This is a genomic window from Clostridioides difficile ATCC 9689 = DSM 1296 (assembly GCF_001077535.1).
GTDB lineage: Bacteria > Bacillota > Clostridia > Peptostreptococcales > Peptostreptococcaceae > Clostridioides > Clostridioides difficile.
The window spans coordinates 2,312,019-2,329,731 of record NZ_CP011968.1; the positions used below are offsets into that span (position 1 = coordinate 2,312,019).

18 protein-coding genes are annotated in these 17,713 nt (G+C 26.9%); 4 read left to right on the forward strand and 14 right to left on the reverse strand.

Annotated features, from left to right (window positions below; all coding sequences use genetic code 11):
- Positions 1-88: 88 nt before the first annotated feature.
- Entirely contained in the window at positions 89-1,960 is a 1,872-nt protein-coding gene (locus CDIF1296T_RS11195) for a tetratricopeptide repeat protein (protein ID WP_009897265.1), read from the reverse strand.
- A 189-nt stretch (positions 1,961-2,149) separates the two neighbouring features.
- On the opposite strand from CDIF1296T_RS11195, the gene CDIF1296T_RS11200 reads away from it, so the two are divergent.
- Complete coding sequence (locus tag CDIF1296T_RS11200; protein WP_009897267.1) at positions 2,150-3,076, forward strand: AEC family transporter; 927 nt, start codon at positions 2,150-2,152, stop codon at positions 3,074-3,076.
- 138 nt (positions 3,077-3,214) lie between these two features.
- Positions 3,215-3,361, forward strand: coding sequence for a hypothetical protein (locus CDIF1296T_RS19545; protein ID WP_009890260.1), 147 nt, complete (start codon positions 3,215-3,217; stop codon positions 3,359-3,361).
- 104 nt (positions 3,362-3,465) lie between these two features.
- On the opposite strand, the gene CDIF1296T_RS11205 is transcribed toward CDIF1296T_RS19545, so the two are convergent.
- Both CDIF1296T_RS11205 and CDIF1296T_RS11210 read right to left on the reverse strand, forming a co-directional pair.
- Positions 3,466-3,990, reverse strand: a complete 525-nt coding sequence (locus CDIF1296T_RS11205; RefSeq protein WP_009897269.1) for a GNAT family N-acetyltransferase — start codon at positions 3,988-3,990, stop codon at positions 3,466-3,468.
- A gap of 52 nt (positions 3,991-4,042) precedes the next feature.
- Positions 4,043-4,267, reverse strand: coding sequence for a hypothetical protein (locus tag CDIF1296T_RS11210; RefSeq protein WP_003434018.1), 225 nt, complete (start codon positions 4,265-4,267; stop codon positions 4,043-4,045).
- Between the two features lie 196 nt (positions 4,268-4,463).
- Between CDIF1296T_RS11210 and CDIF1296T_RS11215 the strand changes: the two genes are divergently transcribed.
- Positions 4,464-5,588, forward strand: a complete 1,125-nt coding sequence (locus CDIF1296T_RS11215; RefSeq protein ID WP_009897271.1) for a DUF3810 domain-containing protein — start codon at positions 4,464-4,466, stop codon at positions 5,586-5,588.
- A gap of 473 nt (positions 5,589-6,061) precedes the next feature.
- Here the strand turns inward: CDIF1296T_RS11215 and CDIF1296T_RS11225 are convergent, their stop codons facing one another.
- From CDIF1296T_RS11225 to CDIF1296T_RS11245, 5 genes are all read right to left on the reverse strand, one after another.
- A complete protein-coding gene (locus CDIF1296T_RS11225; RefSeq protein WP_003434014.1) occupies positions 6,062-6,886 on the reverse strand; it encodes a DUF5780 domain-containing protein in 825 nt (274 codons plus the stop codon).
- A 347-nt stretch (positions 6,887-7,233) separates the two neighbouring features.
- Positions 7,234-8,289 (reverse strand): flavodoxin-dependent (E)-4-hydroxy-3-methylbut-2-enyl-diphosphate synthase, encoded by a 1,056-nt coding sequence (gene ispG / locus CDIF1296T_RS11230; protein WP_003424490.1) that lies wholly within the window; start codon positions 8,287-8,289, stop codon positions 7,234-7,236.
- Between the two features lie 181 nt (positions 8,290-8,470).
- A complete protein-coding gene (rseP, locus tag CDIF1296T_RS11235; protein WP_003430605.1) occupies positions 8,471-9,475 on the reverse strand; it encodes an RIP metalloprotease RseP in 1,005 nt (334 codons plus the stop codon).
- Positions 9,476-9,487: 12 nt separating this feature from the next.
- Positions 9,488-10,642 carry a 1-deoxy-D-xylulose-5-phosphate reductoisomerase gene (locus CDIF1296T_RS11240; protein ID WP_003434009.1) on the reverse strand — a complete coding sequence of 385 codons (1,155 nt, stop codon included), beginning with the start codon at positions 10,640-10,642 and terminating at the stop codon, positions 9,488-9,490.
- Between the two features lie 163 nt (positions 10,643-10,805).
- Positions 10,806-11,009, reverse strand: a complete 204-nt coding sequence (locus tag CDIF1296T_RS11245; RefSeq protein ID WP_009897277.1) for a helix-turn-helix domain-containing protein — start codon at positions 11,007-11,009, stop codon at positions 10,806-10,808.
- Between the two features lie 336 nt (positions 11,010-11,345).
- Here CDIF1296T_RS11245 and CDIF1296T_RS11250 point away from each other — a divergent pair, with 336 nt between their 5' ends.
- Positions 11,346-11,927, forward strand: coding sequence for a hypothetical protein (locus tag CDIF1296T_RS11250; RefSeq protein ID WP_018112797.1), 582 nt, complete (start codon positions 11,346-11,348; stop codon positions 11,925-11,927).
- 87 nt (positions 11,928-12,014) lie between these two features.
- Here CDIF1296T_RS11250 and CDIF1296T_RS11255 read toward each other — a convergent pair whose 3' ends face one another.
- The 6 genes from CDIF1296T_RS11255 to pyrH form a co-directional block, all read right to left on the reverse strand.
- Positions 12,015-13,826 (reverse strand): putative bifunctional diguanylate cyclase/phosphodiesterase, encoded by a 1,812-nt coding sequence (locus CDIF1296T_RS11255; protein ID WP_009897281.1) that lies wholly within the window; start codon positions 13,824-13,826, stop codon positions 12,015-12,017.
- A gap of 823 nt (positions 13,827-14,649) precedes the next feature.
- The gene (locus CDIF1296T_RS11265; RefSeq protein WP_003434000.1) at positions 14,650-15,429 is read right to left on the reverse strand and encodes a phosphatidate cytidylyltransferase; all 780 of its coding nucleotides are present in this window, start codon (positions 15,427-15,429) and stop codon (positions 14,650-14,652) included.
- 12 nt (positions 15,430-15,441) lie between these two features.
- Complete coding sequence (locus CDIF1296T_RS11270; RefSeq protein ID WP_003424529.1) at positions 15,442-16,176, reverse strand: isoprenyl transferase; 735 nt, start codon at positions 16,174-16,176, stop codon at positions 15,442-15,444.
- A gap of 28 nt (positions 16,177-16,204) precedes the next feature.
- Positions 16,205-16,408 (reverse strand): hypothetical protein, encoded by a 204-nt coding sequence (locus CDIF1296T_RS11275; protein WP_003433997.1) that lies wholly within the window; start codon positions 16,406-16,408, stop codon positions 16,205-16,207.
- Positions 16,409-16,410: 2 nt separating this feature from the next.
- A complete protein-coding gene (gene frr / locus CDIF1296T_RS11280; protein ID WP_003430598.1) occupies positions 16,411-16,968 on the reverse strand; it encodes a ribosome recycling factor in 558 nt (185 codons plus the stop codon).
- 25 nt (positions 16,969-16,993) lie between these two features.
- Complete coding sequence (gene pyrH, locus CDIF1296T_RS11285; RefSeq protein WP_003430597.1) at positions 16,994-17,698, reverse strand: UMP kinase; 705 nt, start codon at positions 17,696-17,698, stop codon at positions 16,994-16,996.
- Between the last annotated feature and the right edge of the window lie 15 nt (positions 17,699-17,713).

Sequence of the window (17,713 nt, forward strand, 5' to 3'; positions counted from 1 at the left end):
ATTAATAAAAAAGCCATTAGAATTAATTGATTTACATTTATCCTAATGGCTTTTATATATTTAAATCTATATAATCCTATAATACTTTTTAACTATCATGTTCTTCATCTATAATCATTTCAGTTTCAAGCCCTTCTAGCATTGAATCTAAACTTTCTTTTATATTTAGTATATAAATTGGTACATACTCTTCTTCATCTATTACCTCTTCTTGCAACTTAAATGGAGGAATTAATACTTCATCAAAGTCTATATTTAAATTAGGAAAGCCTTCTACTATCTCTTCACAATTATCGTACTCTTCATTTGCTAAAGAAACGTACATATCTAGGCTCTTTTTATAATAAAGACCTGCAAGCATATACTCACACTTCTTACTTCCATATTTAATACCTTCTTTATAATATTTCTCAGCTTCTGCGTCATCATTTAATTTTAAATAAATTTGACCTAAATTATATATTGATTCAACACAACCTTGTGCTCTAGCCTTTTCATACCAAAATTTAGAATTTACATAATCTTTATAGAACATATCATAAATTAATCCTACCATATGTTGAGCATACACATTATTTTCATTGGCAGGTGTATCAAACATCATTTTAGACTCTTCCAATTTACCTTCTCTAAAATAAATTCTACCTAGATGTATACGAGCATTCATATGGTTTTTGCTACTTGCCATTTCAAAATACTTTCTAGCATTTTTTGTATTTCCTAAGCTCTCATATATACACCCCAATCTATAACTAGACCTCGTATCTCCATTTTCAGATGCTTTCTTATACCAACTTATGGCTTCTTCAATATTATTTAAATCTTCATAGATATTTCCTAATTTGATTTGACAAGATACATTATTTGGAATCCTCGAATAATACGAAATCGCTTTTTCTATATCTTGATTCTGATAATATAAATCCCCTAGATTTTCAAGGGAACTTTTGCATCCAACAGCTATAGCATCCTCATAATATTTAATAGCATTTTCATAATCTTTTTCTTCAAAATATATACCTGCCAGATTATTTTTTGCCTCTGTTATATCATCTTCAGCAGCCATTTTATAATAAGTTTTTGCCTTCTCTATCTCATTTTCTCTATTATATAAATTAGCAAGTCTATACTTAGAAAGTGTATGATTTTTTTCTATTGCTTTCTCATAATAATAAATTGCATCTCCCAGCTCTTCTTTTCTATCATATACATATGCAAGCCTATACTCAGACTTCACATCATCTCTATCAGCACTCTTTTTATAATACTTCTCTGCATCTTCTAAATTATCATTTATTTCCATAATCATACCCAAGTTAAAGCAACCTTTCATATGACCTGACTTGTACAACTGTTTATATAAACTTACTGTTGATTTATTATCTTTCTTTTTTCCATTTAATATTGCTAAATTATATTTTGCATCATCATCTAAAAGCACAGAACCTTTTTTATAGTATTCATACGCTTCATCATCTTTCTCCAAAAAAGTATATAATACCCCTAAATTAAAACAAGCTTTACCTAAATTCTTGTCTGCTGCTGTTTTTAACCATTTTTCACACCTTACAAAATCTTTCATTTTAAAATGGCATACACCTAAATTATTTTGTGCTTGTAAATAACCTAAATTTGCTATCTTTTCATACCAATATATAGCATATTCATAGCCATCTAACTTATAGTACATATTACCTAAATCAAAAGCAGCATCTTCACTTCCACTTTTATATGCCATTGAATACCACTTTTCTGCTTCTTTAAATTGTTTTTTACTTTCATATATATTTCCTAAAGTATATTGAGATTTTACGTAATTATCCAATGCAGCACTCTTATACAACTCTATTGCGCTTTCCATCTTACCCATCTTTTCAAGGAGGGCACCCTTAGTATGTACGACTTTCGGGTCATTAGATATATTTTTTATTTTTTTTATAGAAAATTTTGTATTTTTCATTATTCGCTACCTACCCATTTTATAAAATATATTCTCTCAAACATTATTATACATTATAATCTACAATTAATGCTATAATATTGAATTTTTACCTTTTGTCACTATATTGTAACATTAAATTTTAAATTTTATAATCATTAGATTTTATTATGTAATTGGTATATAATGTATATATAGGGGGGACATTTTATGAATTTCAGCAATATTTTTATCCAAGTTGCAGTTTTATTTATAATTATTTTAGTTGGATATTTTGTCAGAAAATTCAACTTATTAGATGAGCACTGCACATCTAAGCTTTCAACTTTGACAATGACAGTTTTTTTACCATCAATGATAATTAGCTCCATGCAAATTAACTTTGATAGTAAAATGATACAAAAAATACTATTGTTATTATTTACATCTTTGATTATGTATATAGTTTCAATTATAATTGCATTTTTATTGAAATACATTTTAAAATGTAATGATAAAAAAGATTTGGGAATATATCAGTATATAGTTGTTTTTTCAAATGTTGCTTTTATGGGTTATCCTGTAATTGAAGCAGTTTTAGGTCATGAAGCAATATTCTATACTGCAATATTCAATTTGCCTTTTAACTTATTTTCTTTCACTTTAGGAATTTATCTTTTATCTAAAGGCAGTACAAGTAGAGGTTTTTCAATAAAATCACTTATAAGCCCTGCTACAATAGCTATTGTTATTGGACTTTTTTTATTTGTAACAGGACTTAGGTTACCCCAATTTATAAACGAGCCACTTGAGATGTTGGGAAGTATAACTACACCAATATCCATGATTATCATTGGAAGCTTACTTGCTAATTCTTCAGCTCTCGATTGTTTTGTCAACAAAAAATTATATATAGTCACTTTTATAAGATTATTGGTACTTCCTGTGATTGTGTATTTTATTCTAAAAGGATGGATAAATGATAAGATGATTTTAGCTATACCAGTAGTAATTTCTTCAATGCCTGCTGCTGCAAATACTGCTATAATGGCTAATCAATATGACTCCAATATAACACTAGCTTCACAATGTGTGTTTTTTACAACACTATTTTCAGTTATATCTATACCTTTTATAAGTATTTTACTCTTATCTTGATTTATTTTTTTATGTATTATATAATAACATATTCAATAAATTACAAATATAAACATTTTATTGTAGTATATTGATGGAATTTTTTCCTAGATATTTGTCAATAATATCTATATGTATTATAGAATAGGAGGCTTAAATATGGATATGGATTTACTCTTTAAAATAGTATTTGCTATAGTTGCTATAGGTGTTTCTGTAAAAATCATTAAAACTGTTGCTAGTTTAGCTTTTAAAATAGCGTTGATATTGCTAATAATTTTATTTGTATATAGAATGTTTTTGTAAACATTTAAAAATAAGTTTTTTAACACAATAGAGAAGTAAAATAGATTATCTTTAATGTAAATTTTTTATTAAAGACACTCTATTTTACTTCTCTATTAGCTTCTTTAAATTAAATTTTTATTATATCTTCCCATAATATAAACATCTTCAAATTTTCCATCTCTGATTACAGCATATTTTTTAGTTCCCTCTATTTCAAAACCTAGCTTTTTATATAAATTTAATCCCTTTTCATTATCCACAATTACTTCTAATCCTACTCTAGTTAACATAATCCAATTATCTGCTATATCTAAAAGTTGTTCCATAAGCTTCTTACCTACTCCTCTTCCCTGATAATTCTCTGCAACACTTATTCCTATTTCTGCGCTATGTCTCAATCGTGGAGAAGAATTTACATGTAACCCAGCAAAACCTATTACATCTTTTCCTCCATTATTATTAGTTTCAGCTACAAACATATAATCATTTTCTCCCAAAGAAGCTAACATAGCTTCAGTTTTATCGACTCTGTCACTCATTAATGCCAAAGTATTTCTCATAACACTGTATGTTCTTCTAATTTCATTAAAAGCTTGTGCATCTTCTCTTCTTATAGGTCTTATTGTTATATCTATAGGCTTACTCATATTAGATTCCCCCTCAAACATAATCTTTATTTTTAATTAAAATTTTACATCTTTATTTTATACTGTTCAAATCTATGTATGCTTCTACCTGAGGTACATATATCATATTATCTTTTATATGTGTACTTCCAAATTCTTTTAATTCTGTACCTTCTTTATCCTTAGTTATTTTATATCTAATGGATTCCATACCTTCAACTACTTCAGCATGAAAAAACATACCTTCATATTGTTTAAATCTAAAATTAAAATTGTCTTTAGTAAGTTTTATTATCATATTTTTATCTACTCCTTATATAATTGATATTTTTCTTATTATTAGTTGTATATATACTGCTTATTCATATTAATATATTATAACTTATCATTTATTTAGTATAAAGTTATAAATAGATATATTTATACTTATTTTACAATCTTTCTTCAATTGATATATAATATGTTTATATAAACTAATGTATGTGAGGTGAAATATGAGCAAAAAAACAAAATATTTTTCTTTAATTCTCTTTCCTATTGCTTTGCTTTTAAATTTTATAGCCAGTAAAGTTCCAAATATTGTTGAAAAATATTACTCCCAATTCATAGATAAAATAATTGTACAAATATTGAGTAAAGTTTCTGGAATTTTCCCATTTTCTCTCTATGAGATTACAATGTACATAATAGTTATATCTATCTTCTTATTTTTATGTTGTACTTTATCTACAATTTTTAATAAGAAAAAAAAATTAAACATATATTTAAAAAATTCCATTTTAAATATATTATCCATTGTATCAATAGTCTACTTTCTTTTTATAGTGCTTTGGGGAATAAACTATAATAGGATTCCACTAGAAACCACACTTATAAATAACTATAATTTAAAAAACAATACCTCTATCCAATCAAAACAATATAGTGTTAAAGAGCTTACTAAATTATATAAATTCCTTGTAATTAAAGCAAATGAAACTAGAAAACTCACATTACAAGATAAAAATGGTATTGTAAAATCTAATACAGATTATAATGGTGTCATAAATAGAGCTCAACTAGGATACGATAATATCTTGGATATATTACCTAGTGTTAGTGGTAGTTATTCTAAGCCTAAGTATATTATTTCATCAAATCTAATGTGCTATACAGGAATAACTGGTATATACTTTCCTTTTACAGGTGAGGCAAATGTAAATATAGCAATACCTGACTTATATATTCCTTGTACAGTTGAACATGAAATGGCACATCAAAGGGGATTTGCTAGTGAAGATGAGGCTAATTTTATAGCGTATCTTACTTCTATAAAACACCCCAATATTGATTTTAACTATTCTGGATATATTTTAGCTTTAAATTATACTGCTTCTGCTTTAAGTAAGGTTGATTATAATGCATATGTTGATATTTCTGCTGGCATTTCAGATTCTGTCCGTAGAGATTTAAAAAATGAAAGTGAATTTTGGCAAAAATATGAAGGTAAAATTAATGAAATTTCTAATGAGTTTAACAATTCTTACTTAAAAGCTAATGGCGTTACTGAAGGTACTCAGAGTTATGGTAAAATGGTTGATTTATTGCTAACTTATTATGAATTATATCCATATAACTAAACACTACAATTCAAAATTTTATTCATATACAGCTGATATTAAATCAGCTGTTTTCTATTTAAATAAATTATTTAACTTCAAGCAATCTTATATAATTTGATAGTACTTATACTATCTGTATAACATTTCAATTCTAACTATTTTAGTTAAAACATTTCTATTATCTTTTTTAATAAATGTTTTAACTAAAATTTTTAAAACATAAAACTTCCACATTATTTCACTATCTATATAAAAATCTAAAAATTCACATATAAAATTACATAACTAAAAAATCATAAATTTATAGAAAACATATATTCAAAATAAAAAAGCATGTATCAAAACTTGACACATGCTTATAATCTTATGTATATATATCATTTTGTCACAATAAAAATTTACTTGTAACACTGATATTTTTAAACAAAATAGTACTTATTTAATTAAATTAACATTAATTAAATTCGTACTCATTTTGCTATCATTAAACATTACTTATAGTAATTTTCTAATACACTATTTGAAACTTCCTTCCCTTGAAAACTTTTCAACCAATTCTCATATGCTGAGTTTTTCCATACACTACCATCATTAAATGTTACTTGTTTTACACAAGATATAATGTACTTTACACCATGCTCTCCAGTTGATTGTTTCCATTTATCAAACAATAGAAAGGCATCATTTTGATTCTTACCTGGTGCTATTGCATTTTGCTTTGCATATTCTTTCTCCATTTGTTTCCATTCTTTCAACCAATTTTCTACCCATGCCTTGCCTTGTTGTTTTTCAAACATACTTATTATATCCTGTGGTGGTGATTGTTGCATTTTTCTATAAGTATGTGAATATGATTTTGGAGACACAGGAGATATGCCTGTAACAATACCATAGTCTACACCAGCTGGGCTAAATCCAACACTTCCTACTTCGCCATCTGCTGCCACATTTTGAGCATCCCAATATAGCTCAAGTGGTTTTCCATTTTTATCATATGCTAAGCATGTAATTTCATAATCCATAATTGCCTTTTCACTGCTATTTGTTAAGCTTATAACATTGCTAGGCCAATGATATGGAGTATCATCATACTGTATTTTGCTATTATTTATAAATAATGGAATATTCTCATTATAAACAAGACCTTTACTACTTTGAATATCTGATACCTTCTTTGTGACAGTACTTACCGTATTTGCTAAGTATACATTTGTTTTTTCTGAATTGGTCGTACTAAGAGAAAATGTTGTTGTCGTTCCAGTAATCAGCAAAGCAACAACTAAAATAGGTAAGCTAGATATTTTTTTATATCTCACAGTTCTTCACCTCTTTTTCTATTAACTTATAATAAAACAATTTACCAAAACATTAAAATCTATGTTAACATAATTTACCAACTGTTCTAGTAACTATATCCTATCATAGTTACTATCAAGTTTCAATACTATTGATGGAAATTTTCACTATATTAAATCTTTTTTTAATTTTATAAATTTACAATATGATTTAACTCATACATATATAGTCAAATTAGAATATAAGTTTCTTACATTTAATGAAGTTTATAAAATAAAAAATGACTAGATAATTAAATACTGTAAATAAAAACTTATTACAAAAGTATTTAAAAATCTAGTCAATTAATATATATATGAATTGTATACTATAATTTTTCAATCTCTTCTAGCAACTCATCAACTAATTTGTTACCATCAATCATTCTAACTATTTCACCCTTTTTAAATAAAAGACCTTCACCTTTACCCCCAGCAATACCTATATCTGCCTCTCTGGCTTCACCAGGTCCATTTACAGCACAGCCCATAATTGCAACAGTGATATTTTTTTCCATACTACCAATCTTTTCTTCAACCTCATTTACAACACTAATTAAGTCTATATTACATCTACCACATGTAGGGCATGATATAACTTTAATCTTATCATTTAAAAGTCCCAAACTTCTTAAAATCTGTTTACCAACAATAACCTCTTCAACAGGGTCGCCTGTTAAAGATATTCTAACAGTATCTCCAATTCCTTTAAGAAGAAGTGCTCCTACCCCTATAGAAGACTTTATTGTTCCTTTGTGAACACTTCCAGATTCTGTAATTCCAATATGAAGAGGATAATCAACTTTTTTTGATATTAATTCATATGCATCAACAGTTTTATAAATATCGGATGATTTTAGAGATATAACTATATTATGAAAATCTAAGTCTTCAAGAATCTTAATATGTCCCATTGCACTTTCAACTAATGCTTCAGCAGTTGCAGAGCCATACTTTTTTAAAAGTTCTTTCTCTAAAGAACCTCCATTAACTCCAATTCTAATTTTTAAATTTCTTTCCTTGCATTTCTCAACTACCATCTTAACTCTCTCTATACTTCCAATATTACCAGGATTTATTCTTATTCCATCCACACCTTGTTCTATAGCTTCAAGGGCTAGCTTATAATCGAAATGTATATCTGCAATAATTGGTATATTTACACTAGACTTTATCTTTGCTATATTTTTAGCAGCTTTAATATCAGGAACAGCAACTCTAACTATATCACAACCAGCTTCCTCTAATCTCTTTATTTGAGCTATTGTAGCATCTGCATCTCTTGTATCAGTATTTGTCATAGATTGTATACTTATAGGATTTTCTCCTCCTATTTTTACAGTTCCTACACTTACTTCTCTCGTCTTTCTTCTCTCGTAACTCATATTCCACCTCTATATATTATTTTATATTGAATCTCTTTAAATATTAAAATATTATAACCTACATGTATATTATAAATTAAAAAGCTATCTAGTTAAATAAGAATAAATTTCATATATAAAAATTAATTTATTCTTATTTAAAACTACATAGCCTATTTTCTTAAAATCTCTAAAAACTAAATCATTGAAATAATCTTAGTATATCTTTATATGTGATAAAAAGCATAAATAACATTAAAGCTCCAAAACCAACAACATTTATCATGCCTTCTTTATTTGGGTCGAGTTTTTTACCACCTCTAACAGCTTCTAGTAACAGCATAAGTATTCTCCATCCATCAAGTGCTGGTATTGGTAATAGATTTACTATACCTAAATTTAAGCTTATGACAGCTGCTAAATACACTACATTTATGATGCCTGTACGAGCAGCATCTGATACCATACCAATAACACCTACTGGTCCTGCTACAGCATTGCCAATCCCTCCTGGTACACGTCCTGTAATCATTTGACCTAGAAATGTTAGCATCTGTTTTGTCATATCTACAGTAGTTTTACATGCATTTACTATTGACCCCAAAAAGTCTTTTTCTCTTTGTGGTTGAATCCCTATTTCATACTTTCCATTGTTATTTTTAGGTGTTACATTTACAACTTTATCACTTCCATCTCTAGTTATACTAAGTTTTAATTCTCCACCAGAAGAAGTATTTATTATATTTGCAACTTCATCCCAAGTCTTAACAGAATTACCATTAATTTTATTTATCTTATCTCCTACTTGAAGCCCTACAGCCTGTGCAGGAGTATCTGGCATTATCTTTCCTAATTTAGTCGTTGGAGAACCTATATACAAAAATACTGGAACTAAAAGTATTGCTGCTAATATTATATTGAATATTGGTCCTGCTACAATAGTACTAAATCTTTGTAATATAGACTTGTTTCCAAAAGAATTTGGACTTATTTGTTCTTCATCTTCACCTTCCATGCTGACATATCCACCAATTGGAAGTGCTCTTATAGAATACTCTGTATCTTTTTTTACACTATATATCTTAGGCCCCATACCTATAGAAAACTCATTTACTTTGATACCACTTCTTTTTGCAAATATAAAATGTCCTAACTCATGTATTAATACAATTATACTAAATAGTATTAATGCGGCTATTATAGTCATAAATTCACCTTCCTATTTTTTTATCAGATTTGCAACATAAGCTCTACTCCATCTATCTGTTTCTAAGATTTCTTCTAATGTTGGTTCACTTATGCTACTATGAACTTCTAAAGTCTTCTCTATGTAATATGGTATGTCATAGAAACCAATTTTATCCTCTAAAAATTCACTTACTAAAACTTCATTTGCTGAATTTAAAACAGAAGAATAAGTTCCTCCCATTTTTAAACACTCATATGCCAATTTTAAACATGGAAAAGTTTCTAAATCTGGTTCTTCAAAAGTTAAAGTACTAAATTTTGAAAAATTCATTCTTTCAAAGCTACTTTCCATTCTATCTGGATATGTAAGAGCATACTGTATTGGTAGTCTCATATCTGGACATCCTAATTGAGCAATTATTGAGCTATCTGTATACTGCACCATTGAATGAATTATGCTTTGTGGGTGAACTACTACATCTATATTTTCTTGTTCTACTCCAAATAACCATCTAGCTTCTATCACTTCAAGTCCTTTATTCATAAGCGTTGAAGAATCAATACTTATTTTTCTTCCCATACTCCAATTTGGATGCTTCAAAGCTTCATTTTTAGTTATATTTGCAAGTTCTCCCTTTTTCTTTCCTCTAAATGGACCACCAGATGCTGTAAGTATTATCTTTTCTATATTTTTTTTATTTTCTCCATTTAGACATTGAAATATAGCACTATGTTCACTATCAACAGGAAGAATATTTACATTGTATTTTTCTGCTTCTTTCATTACAAGTTCACCAGCAGTTACCAACGTTTCTTTATTCGCTAATGCTATGTCTATTCCCTTCTTTATAGCACAAAGAGTTGGGACTAATCCTATCATACCTACTACAGCAGTTAAAAGGACATCCACTTCATCAAGTGATGATATTATTTTTAATCCTTCCATTCCTGCTAAAACTTCTATTTCTATATTTTTAGGCAACATTTCTTTTAATTTCAATGCTTTATTTTCCTCAAAAACTGTTACATATTTAGGTTTAAACTCTACTATCTGTTCTAGCAATAATTCAATATTACTGTTAGCTGATATTGCAACTATCTCAAACTTATCTCTATTATCTCTAACTACATCCAAAGTTTGTTTACCTATAGAGCCTGTAGAACCTAAAATTGATATCTTTTTCATATAATAATCCTTTCTAATAATAAATATACCCTGTCAAAACATTATAACACTACTAAAACAATTATTTTTACTATTCATAGAAATTTCATATATTATTCCACAGATTAAAATTAATCTATTATTTTTTGTATTTTGTGGAATATTATAAAATATTCTAGTATTATTAAATGCCCTTTTTTATTTCCACAACATCTTCTATTTTACAGTCTAGTGCTAAACATATCTTCTCCATTGTATCCATAGAAACAGATTTATCATTTCCTAGTCTGCCTAAAACAGAAATACTTATACCTGATATATTTACAAATTCCATTTTCTTTATTTTTTTGTCAATTAACAATTTCCATAATGGAGCGTATGAAATCATGTTATCACCTCGCAAAATATATTCTATCACATTTTATCTATTTTGGAAAATTTTCATCTATTTAGATAAATAATTATTTATCTAAATAGATTTCAATTATAGTTTATTAAATATAAATATGTTAAAATAAAACAAAAGCATAAGTTCAAAAATTAAACTTTATATATATTTATCTCATTATTTTACTAAAACATAACTATATAAAAAATATTTACTATTATATATCTATTTAAAACACATTATTATAGTATCATATAAACATATGTAAATATATAATTAAAAAAGCTAAAGATTAGTAAATTTATAAAAATTATATTTTGAATAAAAGGAGAAAGAATGTTGTATTTATTAAAAATTAATCAATTTGAAAAAAGTTATGATATAGGAATTTTTAAAAATGAACAATCAATATATAAATTTATTGAAAAAATACCCTTTGTAAAAAAAGATAATAGTAATTTTAATTATACAAATTACTATATGGAATTTGAAGATATTCCTGAATATTATGAAGTAAATTTCAATAATTATTTATATATTATTACCAGGTTTTCATTCATTCCAGATGGAACTGAGATATTTTTTACTTGGGAAGAAATCCATTGTTGGGATGAAAAAGTTGCTACCGAGAAAACTTTTATAAATGGCGAAACATTAGTGGATTCATATAACTTTCCAAATAATGAAGTGAAAGACTACATACAAAAGCGAGAATCACTATATATAGAAACAAAAAAATATTATGAAGAAAAAGGATTAAAAATTGAGAGACATGCACTCGGTTCAGAAGATGGTGAATATGTTGAACTTACAAATTATTCTATACTTTATTTACTAGATATAGAAGCAGTTGAAATAAGAGAACAATCAAAAAATATAGAAGAATTTCTATATAAGTACAAAAAACGTTTTAAATAATTTATATTTTAAAATACATAACAATACATTGAGTCATTTAACGAGATATAAAATGACTCAATGTATAGACTGATAAAAATAATTATATTATTTTTTAGTTACATATTTGTTAAAAAATTCTTTTTCTTCTATCGGTTTAGAAAAATAAAACCCTTGTCCTACATCACATTTAACTGTATTTAAAAATTCCAAGTCTTTTTTAGTTTCAATACCTTCACATACAACAGACATGCCTATACGATGTGACATTTCAATAATACACTGAATAATACTATATACTTTCTCCCGGTTAAATGTTTCTTTAAGTAAGCTTTTATCTAACTTCAATCCATTAATAGATAGAGAACATAAAAGACTTAATGAAGAGTATCCTGATCCAAAATCATCCATTGAAATTAAAAATCCTAACTTTTTAAGCTCCTCTAAAATCGAAATAACTGGTTGAGATATTTCATTAAAAGCACTTTCAGTTACCTCTATCTCTATATACTTAAAAGGAATTTCATATTCTTTAACAGTATCTAAAAACCTTTGATAAAAACTATTTTGGTAAATAGTAACCCTTGAAAAATTAACTGCAATCGGATATGTATATTGATTTTTTTTCATAAACGTTTTTCTTACAAATGAACACGCTTTTTTTAACATATAAAAGTCCAATTCAATAATAAATCCACTTTTTTCAAACAATGGAATAAATTCATCTGGTGATAAAAAACCAAGTTCTGGAGAAAACCATCTTACAAGAGCTTCTGCGCTCACAACATTTAAAGAAGATATTTGAAATTTAGGTTGCAAATACATATGAAATTCTTCATTTTCTATCGCTTTATACATATAATTATAAATACTATTTTCTATTTGTAACTGTTTTAACAGATTTTCATTATACCATACTGTGGAGGAAATTCCTCTTGTTTTACTTACCTTGTGTGCAATATTTGCCTTATCCATTATAGAATTGATGGATTTATAACCTAAATTATCAATTTCAACTAAGTACGCTCCTATACAATAAGATATAGTTTGAGTTACATTCATATCTAATTCAGAGATTATAGCATTAGTTAGCATTTCCCGAATATCCTCTAAAAGAGAATCTCTATATTTTGCAAGTATTACAAAATTATCTGAACCAATTCTTGCACAAGTTTCTTTGATATTAAAAGTTTTAGAAAGTACAGCTGCAACTATTATTAGAACTTTATCTCCATATTCATATCCATGTGTATCATTAATATATTTAAAATTGTCAATATCAATATTTAGCAGTACATACTCTTTGTTAGATGCATTGTGCAAAATTTCAATCGCTCTGTTTTCAAATGCAACCTGATTTTTTATTTTTGTTAAATTATCAGTATAAAATATTCTTTTAAACCTTTTTTTATTATAATATTCCCAAATTAAAAGACTTATTGTTGAGAATATAAGATAAATAAATAGTGCAGTAGCAAAAGAATACAATTTTGCATTAGAGTGTTTTTCAGATATAAAAACAATTTGATTAGACAACACAGAATACTCTTCACTCAATTTATATAATTTATCACCTGAAGCACCATTTCTAACTTTTATAATTTCTTTCTTCATAGATTCCCACATAGAATCCATTTGATTTAGTTTTTGTTGAAATTCTTTATTATCACATCTTTGAAATCCATTTTCTCCATTACCTGTTCTTAGCTTTATCAGAATATTATCCAGTCGTTTTATCAAGTCATCATTTCTTTCATTATTCAATTCTTGCTTAACAACCTTTTGAGTTTCACTGCGAATAGTACCAGTGTGACTTATAATTTTAATATGCTCTATACTATGATATAGAGAAAATATAAAAAGAATAATAATAACTAGCCAAATAGCAGAATAAATTAAAAAATCATATTTTTTCTTCATTATTGTTACCTCATTTGTAATATATATAATTTGCAAATAATCAATCTCTTATAAAAAATGATTATCAATATTTTACAGTGATATGTATTTATCTTAAATAGTTTAATCATTTATATCCTATAAATTATACAAATTCATCACCTCCAACACAAACAGCAATATACGTTTTTCTAAAATTTCTTTTTAAACATTCATCAACACTATCATTAAATCATTTTTAAATTGCTCAATTAATTTACTGCATCACTTCTTTTCTTATAAAATATCACCCCAATAATATATTTGTATAATGTCTTTATGTCTCTTTTTAAATTTGGCATATACATAATCTATATTTTAATAAATAATTAAAATACTATTTACCTACAATTTAACTCTTTGAATTTATTTTATCATATTATGTAAATATATTCCTTTTTTTTGGTATATTACTTAAATTATATCTATTTTTGTGTAATAAGACCAATAATTTACTTATTTCTTATTAATTATATTTAAAAATAAAATTTATAAATGGATAATAAATTAGTTACATTTATACATATATATTATAAATATATAATATAGCTAAAAATATCGAAATTATTAAACAAAAAAATATTTTTTAATGATAGTTATAGTATAAAAAATATACTCACTACAAATATAGTATACTATTATAAAGTAATACCTATTCTTATACAATTCCCCAAGGTCTTCTAAATTTTTGAACAATGAAAATAGCCATGTAACTAATAACTGCAGAATATCTCTGCATTTAAAAGTTACATAGCTATTTTCATTACTAGCAATTATAGATTGCTCTTTTAAATCCAACCAATCTTTATCTAATAAAAAATTTAATCGCACTATATACAAAAGGTGCAACTAATATAACACTATCAAATCTATCTAATATACCCCCATGACCAGGTATTATCTTTCCATAATCCTTTATCCCTACATATCTCTTTATAGAAGATGCAAATAAATCTCCTAATTGAGCTATTACACTTCCTATACTTCCTATTATCGCTAATTGAAGCAAATCAATGCCAAATAAATATCCAAATAAAATACAACAAAGTGTACTTCCTATTATTCCTCCAATAGCTCCTTCTATAGTCTTTTTAGGACTAACTTTAGGAATTAGCTTATGTTTTCCAAGTAAATAACCACTAAAATATGCAAATATATCTGTCATAAAAGATATCACAAATATAAGCCATACATATATACTACCTTTTTCAAATCCATTTATAGTTATAATTATAAAATCTAAAAATACTCCTATATAAAAAACTCCTAAAAACGTAATCGAAACATCTATAACATTGTTTTTGCCCATCAACATATAAATTATACTTGCTAAAAATAAAATAAAAATTACTGCATAAGTATATTCTAATGGTAAATTAAAAATATTTTTTACAGCTAAATAAATAGAAAATAAATATCCTATAATGAATATTGGATGTACATCTTTTATTTTAAATGCCTTATAAAACTCATGCAATGCAATATAAACTATTGCTGTCTCAGCTATATATAGAGGAATACCTCCATATACAACAAATAGAAATAATGGAACCAGAGCTAGTGAAGCAATAATTCTTGTAAGCATAAAATAATCTCCTTACTTAAGTCCTCCAAATCTTCTATCCCTTCTTTGATATACGTATATAGCCTTCTGTAGTTCTTCTTTTTTAAAATCAGGCCAATGTATATCAGTAAAGTAAAACTCAGAATAAGCAACTTCCCAAAGTAAAAAGTTACTCAATCTTTGTTCACCACTTGTTCTTATTACCAAGTCTGGATCTGGTATAGACTTTGTGCTTAAATAGTTTTTTATAATATCTTCATCAATATTGTTTATATCTATTTTACCACTTTCACAATTTTTTACTATATCTATAAGAGCATTTTTTATATCTGCTCTACTTCCGTAGTTTAATGCTAAATTTAAGTTAACTCCTGTATTGTTTTTTGTCAGTTCCTTAGCTGAGTTTAATTCTCTTATACAAGTTTTTGGTAAAGCACTTATATCTCCTATAGCAGTTACTTTTACATTGTTTTGGTGAAGTTCAGCTATTTCATTTCTTAAGTATGTAGATAATAAGTTCATAAGTGTGTCAACTTCAAGTTTCGGTCTTTTCCAGTTTTCTGTTGAAAATGCATATAATGTTAAGTGCTTAACACCTAATTTTGAGCATTCTTTTACTATATCTCTTATAGTTTCTACTCCAGCCTTATGTCCTGCAGTTCTTGGAAGAAATCTAGCTTTTGCCCATCTTCCATTTCCATCCATTATAATAGCAATATGAGTAGGTATGTTATTTAAGTCTATATCATATATAATGTTGTTATTCATATTTTGCCTCCAATATTGTTCTGACTCCTTAAACTAAGGAGTCAGAAAAGTATGTGATTATCAGTTCTACACTATCACCTATCTCAGATATTTTTATAACTCTAGGAACTACAAGTTTTTCTTTATCCTTTTTACCTTCAATAGATTTTACGGTATAATTTATATTTTGCTCATCAAAATATTGTTTTACCTCATCTACATGAAGACCTAAAAGGTTATAATATTTTTTCAATATTATACCTCCATTATATCCTTTTCTTTTTTAGATAATAATGTATCTATTTCTTTTATAAATTTATCAGTCATTTTTTGAACTTCATCTTGTGCTTTTTTTAATTCATCTTCAGTTAATTCTCCGCCTTTTTCCATCTTTTTAATCTTCTCATTGGCGTCTCTTCTTTCATTTCTTATTCTAACTTTAAATTCTTCTGCAGCTTTACTAGCTTTTTTAGCTAATTCTTTTCTTCTTTCTTCTGTTAAAGCAGGTACAGAAAGTCTTATAACCTCACCATCATTTGATGGATTTAATCCTAAGTCTGAGTTAGCTATTGCTTTTTCTATTTCATGCATAGCAGATTTATCCCAAGGAGATATCATTAATATTCTTGGTTCTGGTACAGATATAGCACCTATTTGATTTATTGGAGTTGGAGTTCCATAATAATCAACTCTTATTTTGTCTAGCATTTGTGCATTAGCTCTTCCTGCTCTTATAGTTCCAAATTCAAACTTTAAAGCATCAATTGTCCCATTCATTTTCTCTTCTAATTGCTTATGTATTTCCAGTTTCATAATTTTACTCCTCCTTCATTCTTCATTATTTTACAGTAGTTCCTATATTTTCGCCTTTTACTGCTCTTATTATATTCTCTGTTGTAAGCTCAAATACCTTTATTGGAATTTTATTATCCATACATAAAGATGTAGCTGTAGAATCCATTACTTTTAATTCTTTCTGTATAACTTCCATGTAACTTAATTCTGTAAATTTCTTAGCATCTGCATGTACTTTTGGATCCTTGTCATATACTGCATCAACATTTTTAGCTAACAATATAACTTCTGCTTCCATCTCAGCAGCACGTAAAGCAGCAGTTGTATCTGTTGTAAAGTAAGGGTTTCCTGTTCCTGCACCAAATATAACAACTCTTTCCTTTTCTAAGTGTCTAACTGCTCTTCTTCTTATATATGGTTCTGCAATTTGTCTCATGTCTATAGCAGTTTGAACTCTTGTAGCAACATCTATATTTTCTAGTGCATCCTGTAGCGCCATTGCATTCATAACTGTAGCTAACATTCCTATATAGTCAGCAGTAGTTCTGTCCATTCCTTCACTGGTTCTGCCTCTCCAGAAGTTTCCTCCACCTACTACTACAGCTACTTCAACACCTATTTCTTGTATTTTTTTTATAGCAATAGCAATATCATTAACTACATCATTATTTATACCAAAACCTCTTTCTCCTGCTAATGCTTCTCCACTTAATTTTAACAATACCCTTTTGTACATTGGTTTATCCATCAGAAACCTCCTATT

Bases quoted from the DNA above. Each gene is read 5' to 3' on its own strand.
- pyrH (WP_003430597.1), bottom strand. From the start codon at position 17,698: ATGGATAAACCAATGTACAAAAGGGTATTGTTAAAATTAAGTGGAGAA.
- CDIF1296T_RS11250 (WP_018112797.1), top strand. From the start codon at position 11,346: ATGTTGTATTTATTAAAAATTAATCAATTTGAAAAAAGTTATGATATA.
- ispG (WP_003424490.1), bottom strand. From the start codon at position 8,289: ATGAGTTACGAGAGAAGAAAGACGAGAGAAGTAAGTGTAGGAACTGTA.
- CDIF1296T_RS19545 (WP_009890260.1), top strand. From the start codon at position 3,215: ATGGATATGGATTTACTCTTTAAAATAGTATTTGCTATAGTTGCTATA.
- CDIF1296T_RS11265 (WP_003434000.1), bottom strand. From the start codon at position 15,429: ATGCTTACAAGAATTATTGCTTCACTAGCTCTGGTTCCATTATTTCTA.
- CDIF1296T_RS11205 (WP_009897269.1), bottom strand. From the start codon at position 3,990: ATGAGTAAGCCTATAGATATAACAATAAGACCTATAAGAAGAGAAGAT.
- CDIF1296T_RS11195 (WP_009897265.1), bottom strand. From the start codon at position 1,960: ATGAAAAATACAAAATTTTCTATAAAAAAAATAAAAAATATATCTAAT.
- rseP (WP_003430605.1), bottom strand. From the start codon at position 9,475: ATGACTATAATAGCCGCATTAATACTATTTAGTATAATTGTATTAATA.
- CDIF1296T_RS11200 (WP_009897267.1), top strand. From the start codon at position 2,150: ATGAATTTCAGCAATATTTTTATCCAAGTTGCAGTTTTATTTATAATT.
- CDIF1296T_RS11215 (WP_009897271.1), top strand. From the start codon at position 4,464: ATGAGCAAAAAAACAAAATATTTTTCTTTAATTCTCTTTCCTATTGCT.
- CDIF1296T_RS11210 (WP_003434018.1), bottom strand. From the start codon at position 4,267: ATGATAATAAAACTTACTAAAGACAATTTTAATTTTAGATTTAAACAA.
- CDIF1296T_RS11245 (WP_009897277.1), bottom strand. From the start codon at position 11,009: ATGATTTCATACGCTCCATTATGGAAATTGTTAATTGACAAAAAAATA.
- frr (WP_003430598.1), bottom strand. From the start codon at position 16,968: ATGAAACTGGAAATACATAAGCAATTAGAAGAGAAAATGAATGGGACA.
- CDIF1296T_RS11270 (WP_003424529.1), bottom strand. From the start codon at position 16,176: ATGAATAACAACATTATATATGATATAGACTTAAATAACATACCTACT.
- CDIF1296T_RS11255 (WP_009897281.1), bottom strand. From the start codon at position 13,826: ATGAAGAAAAAATATGATTTTTTAATTTATTCTGCTATTTGGCTAGTT.
- CDIF1296T_RS11240 (WP_003434009.1), bottom strand. From the start codon at position 10,642: ATGAAAAAGATATCAATTTTAGGTTCTACAGGCTCTATAGGTAAACAA.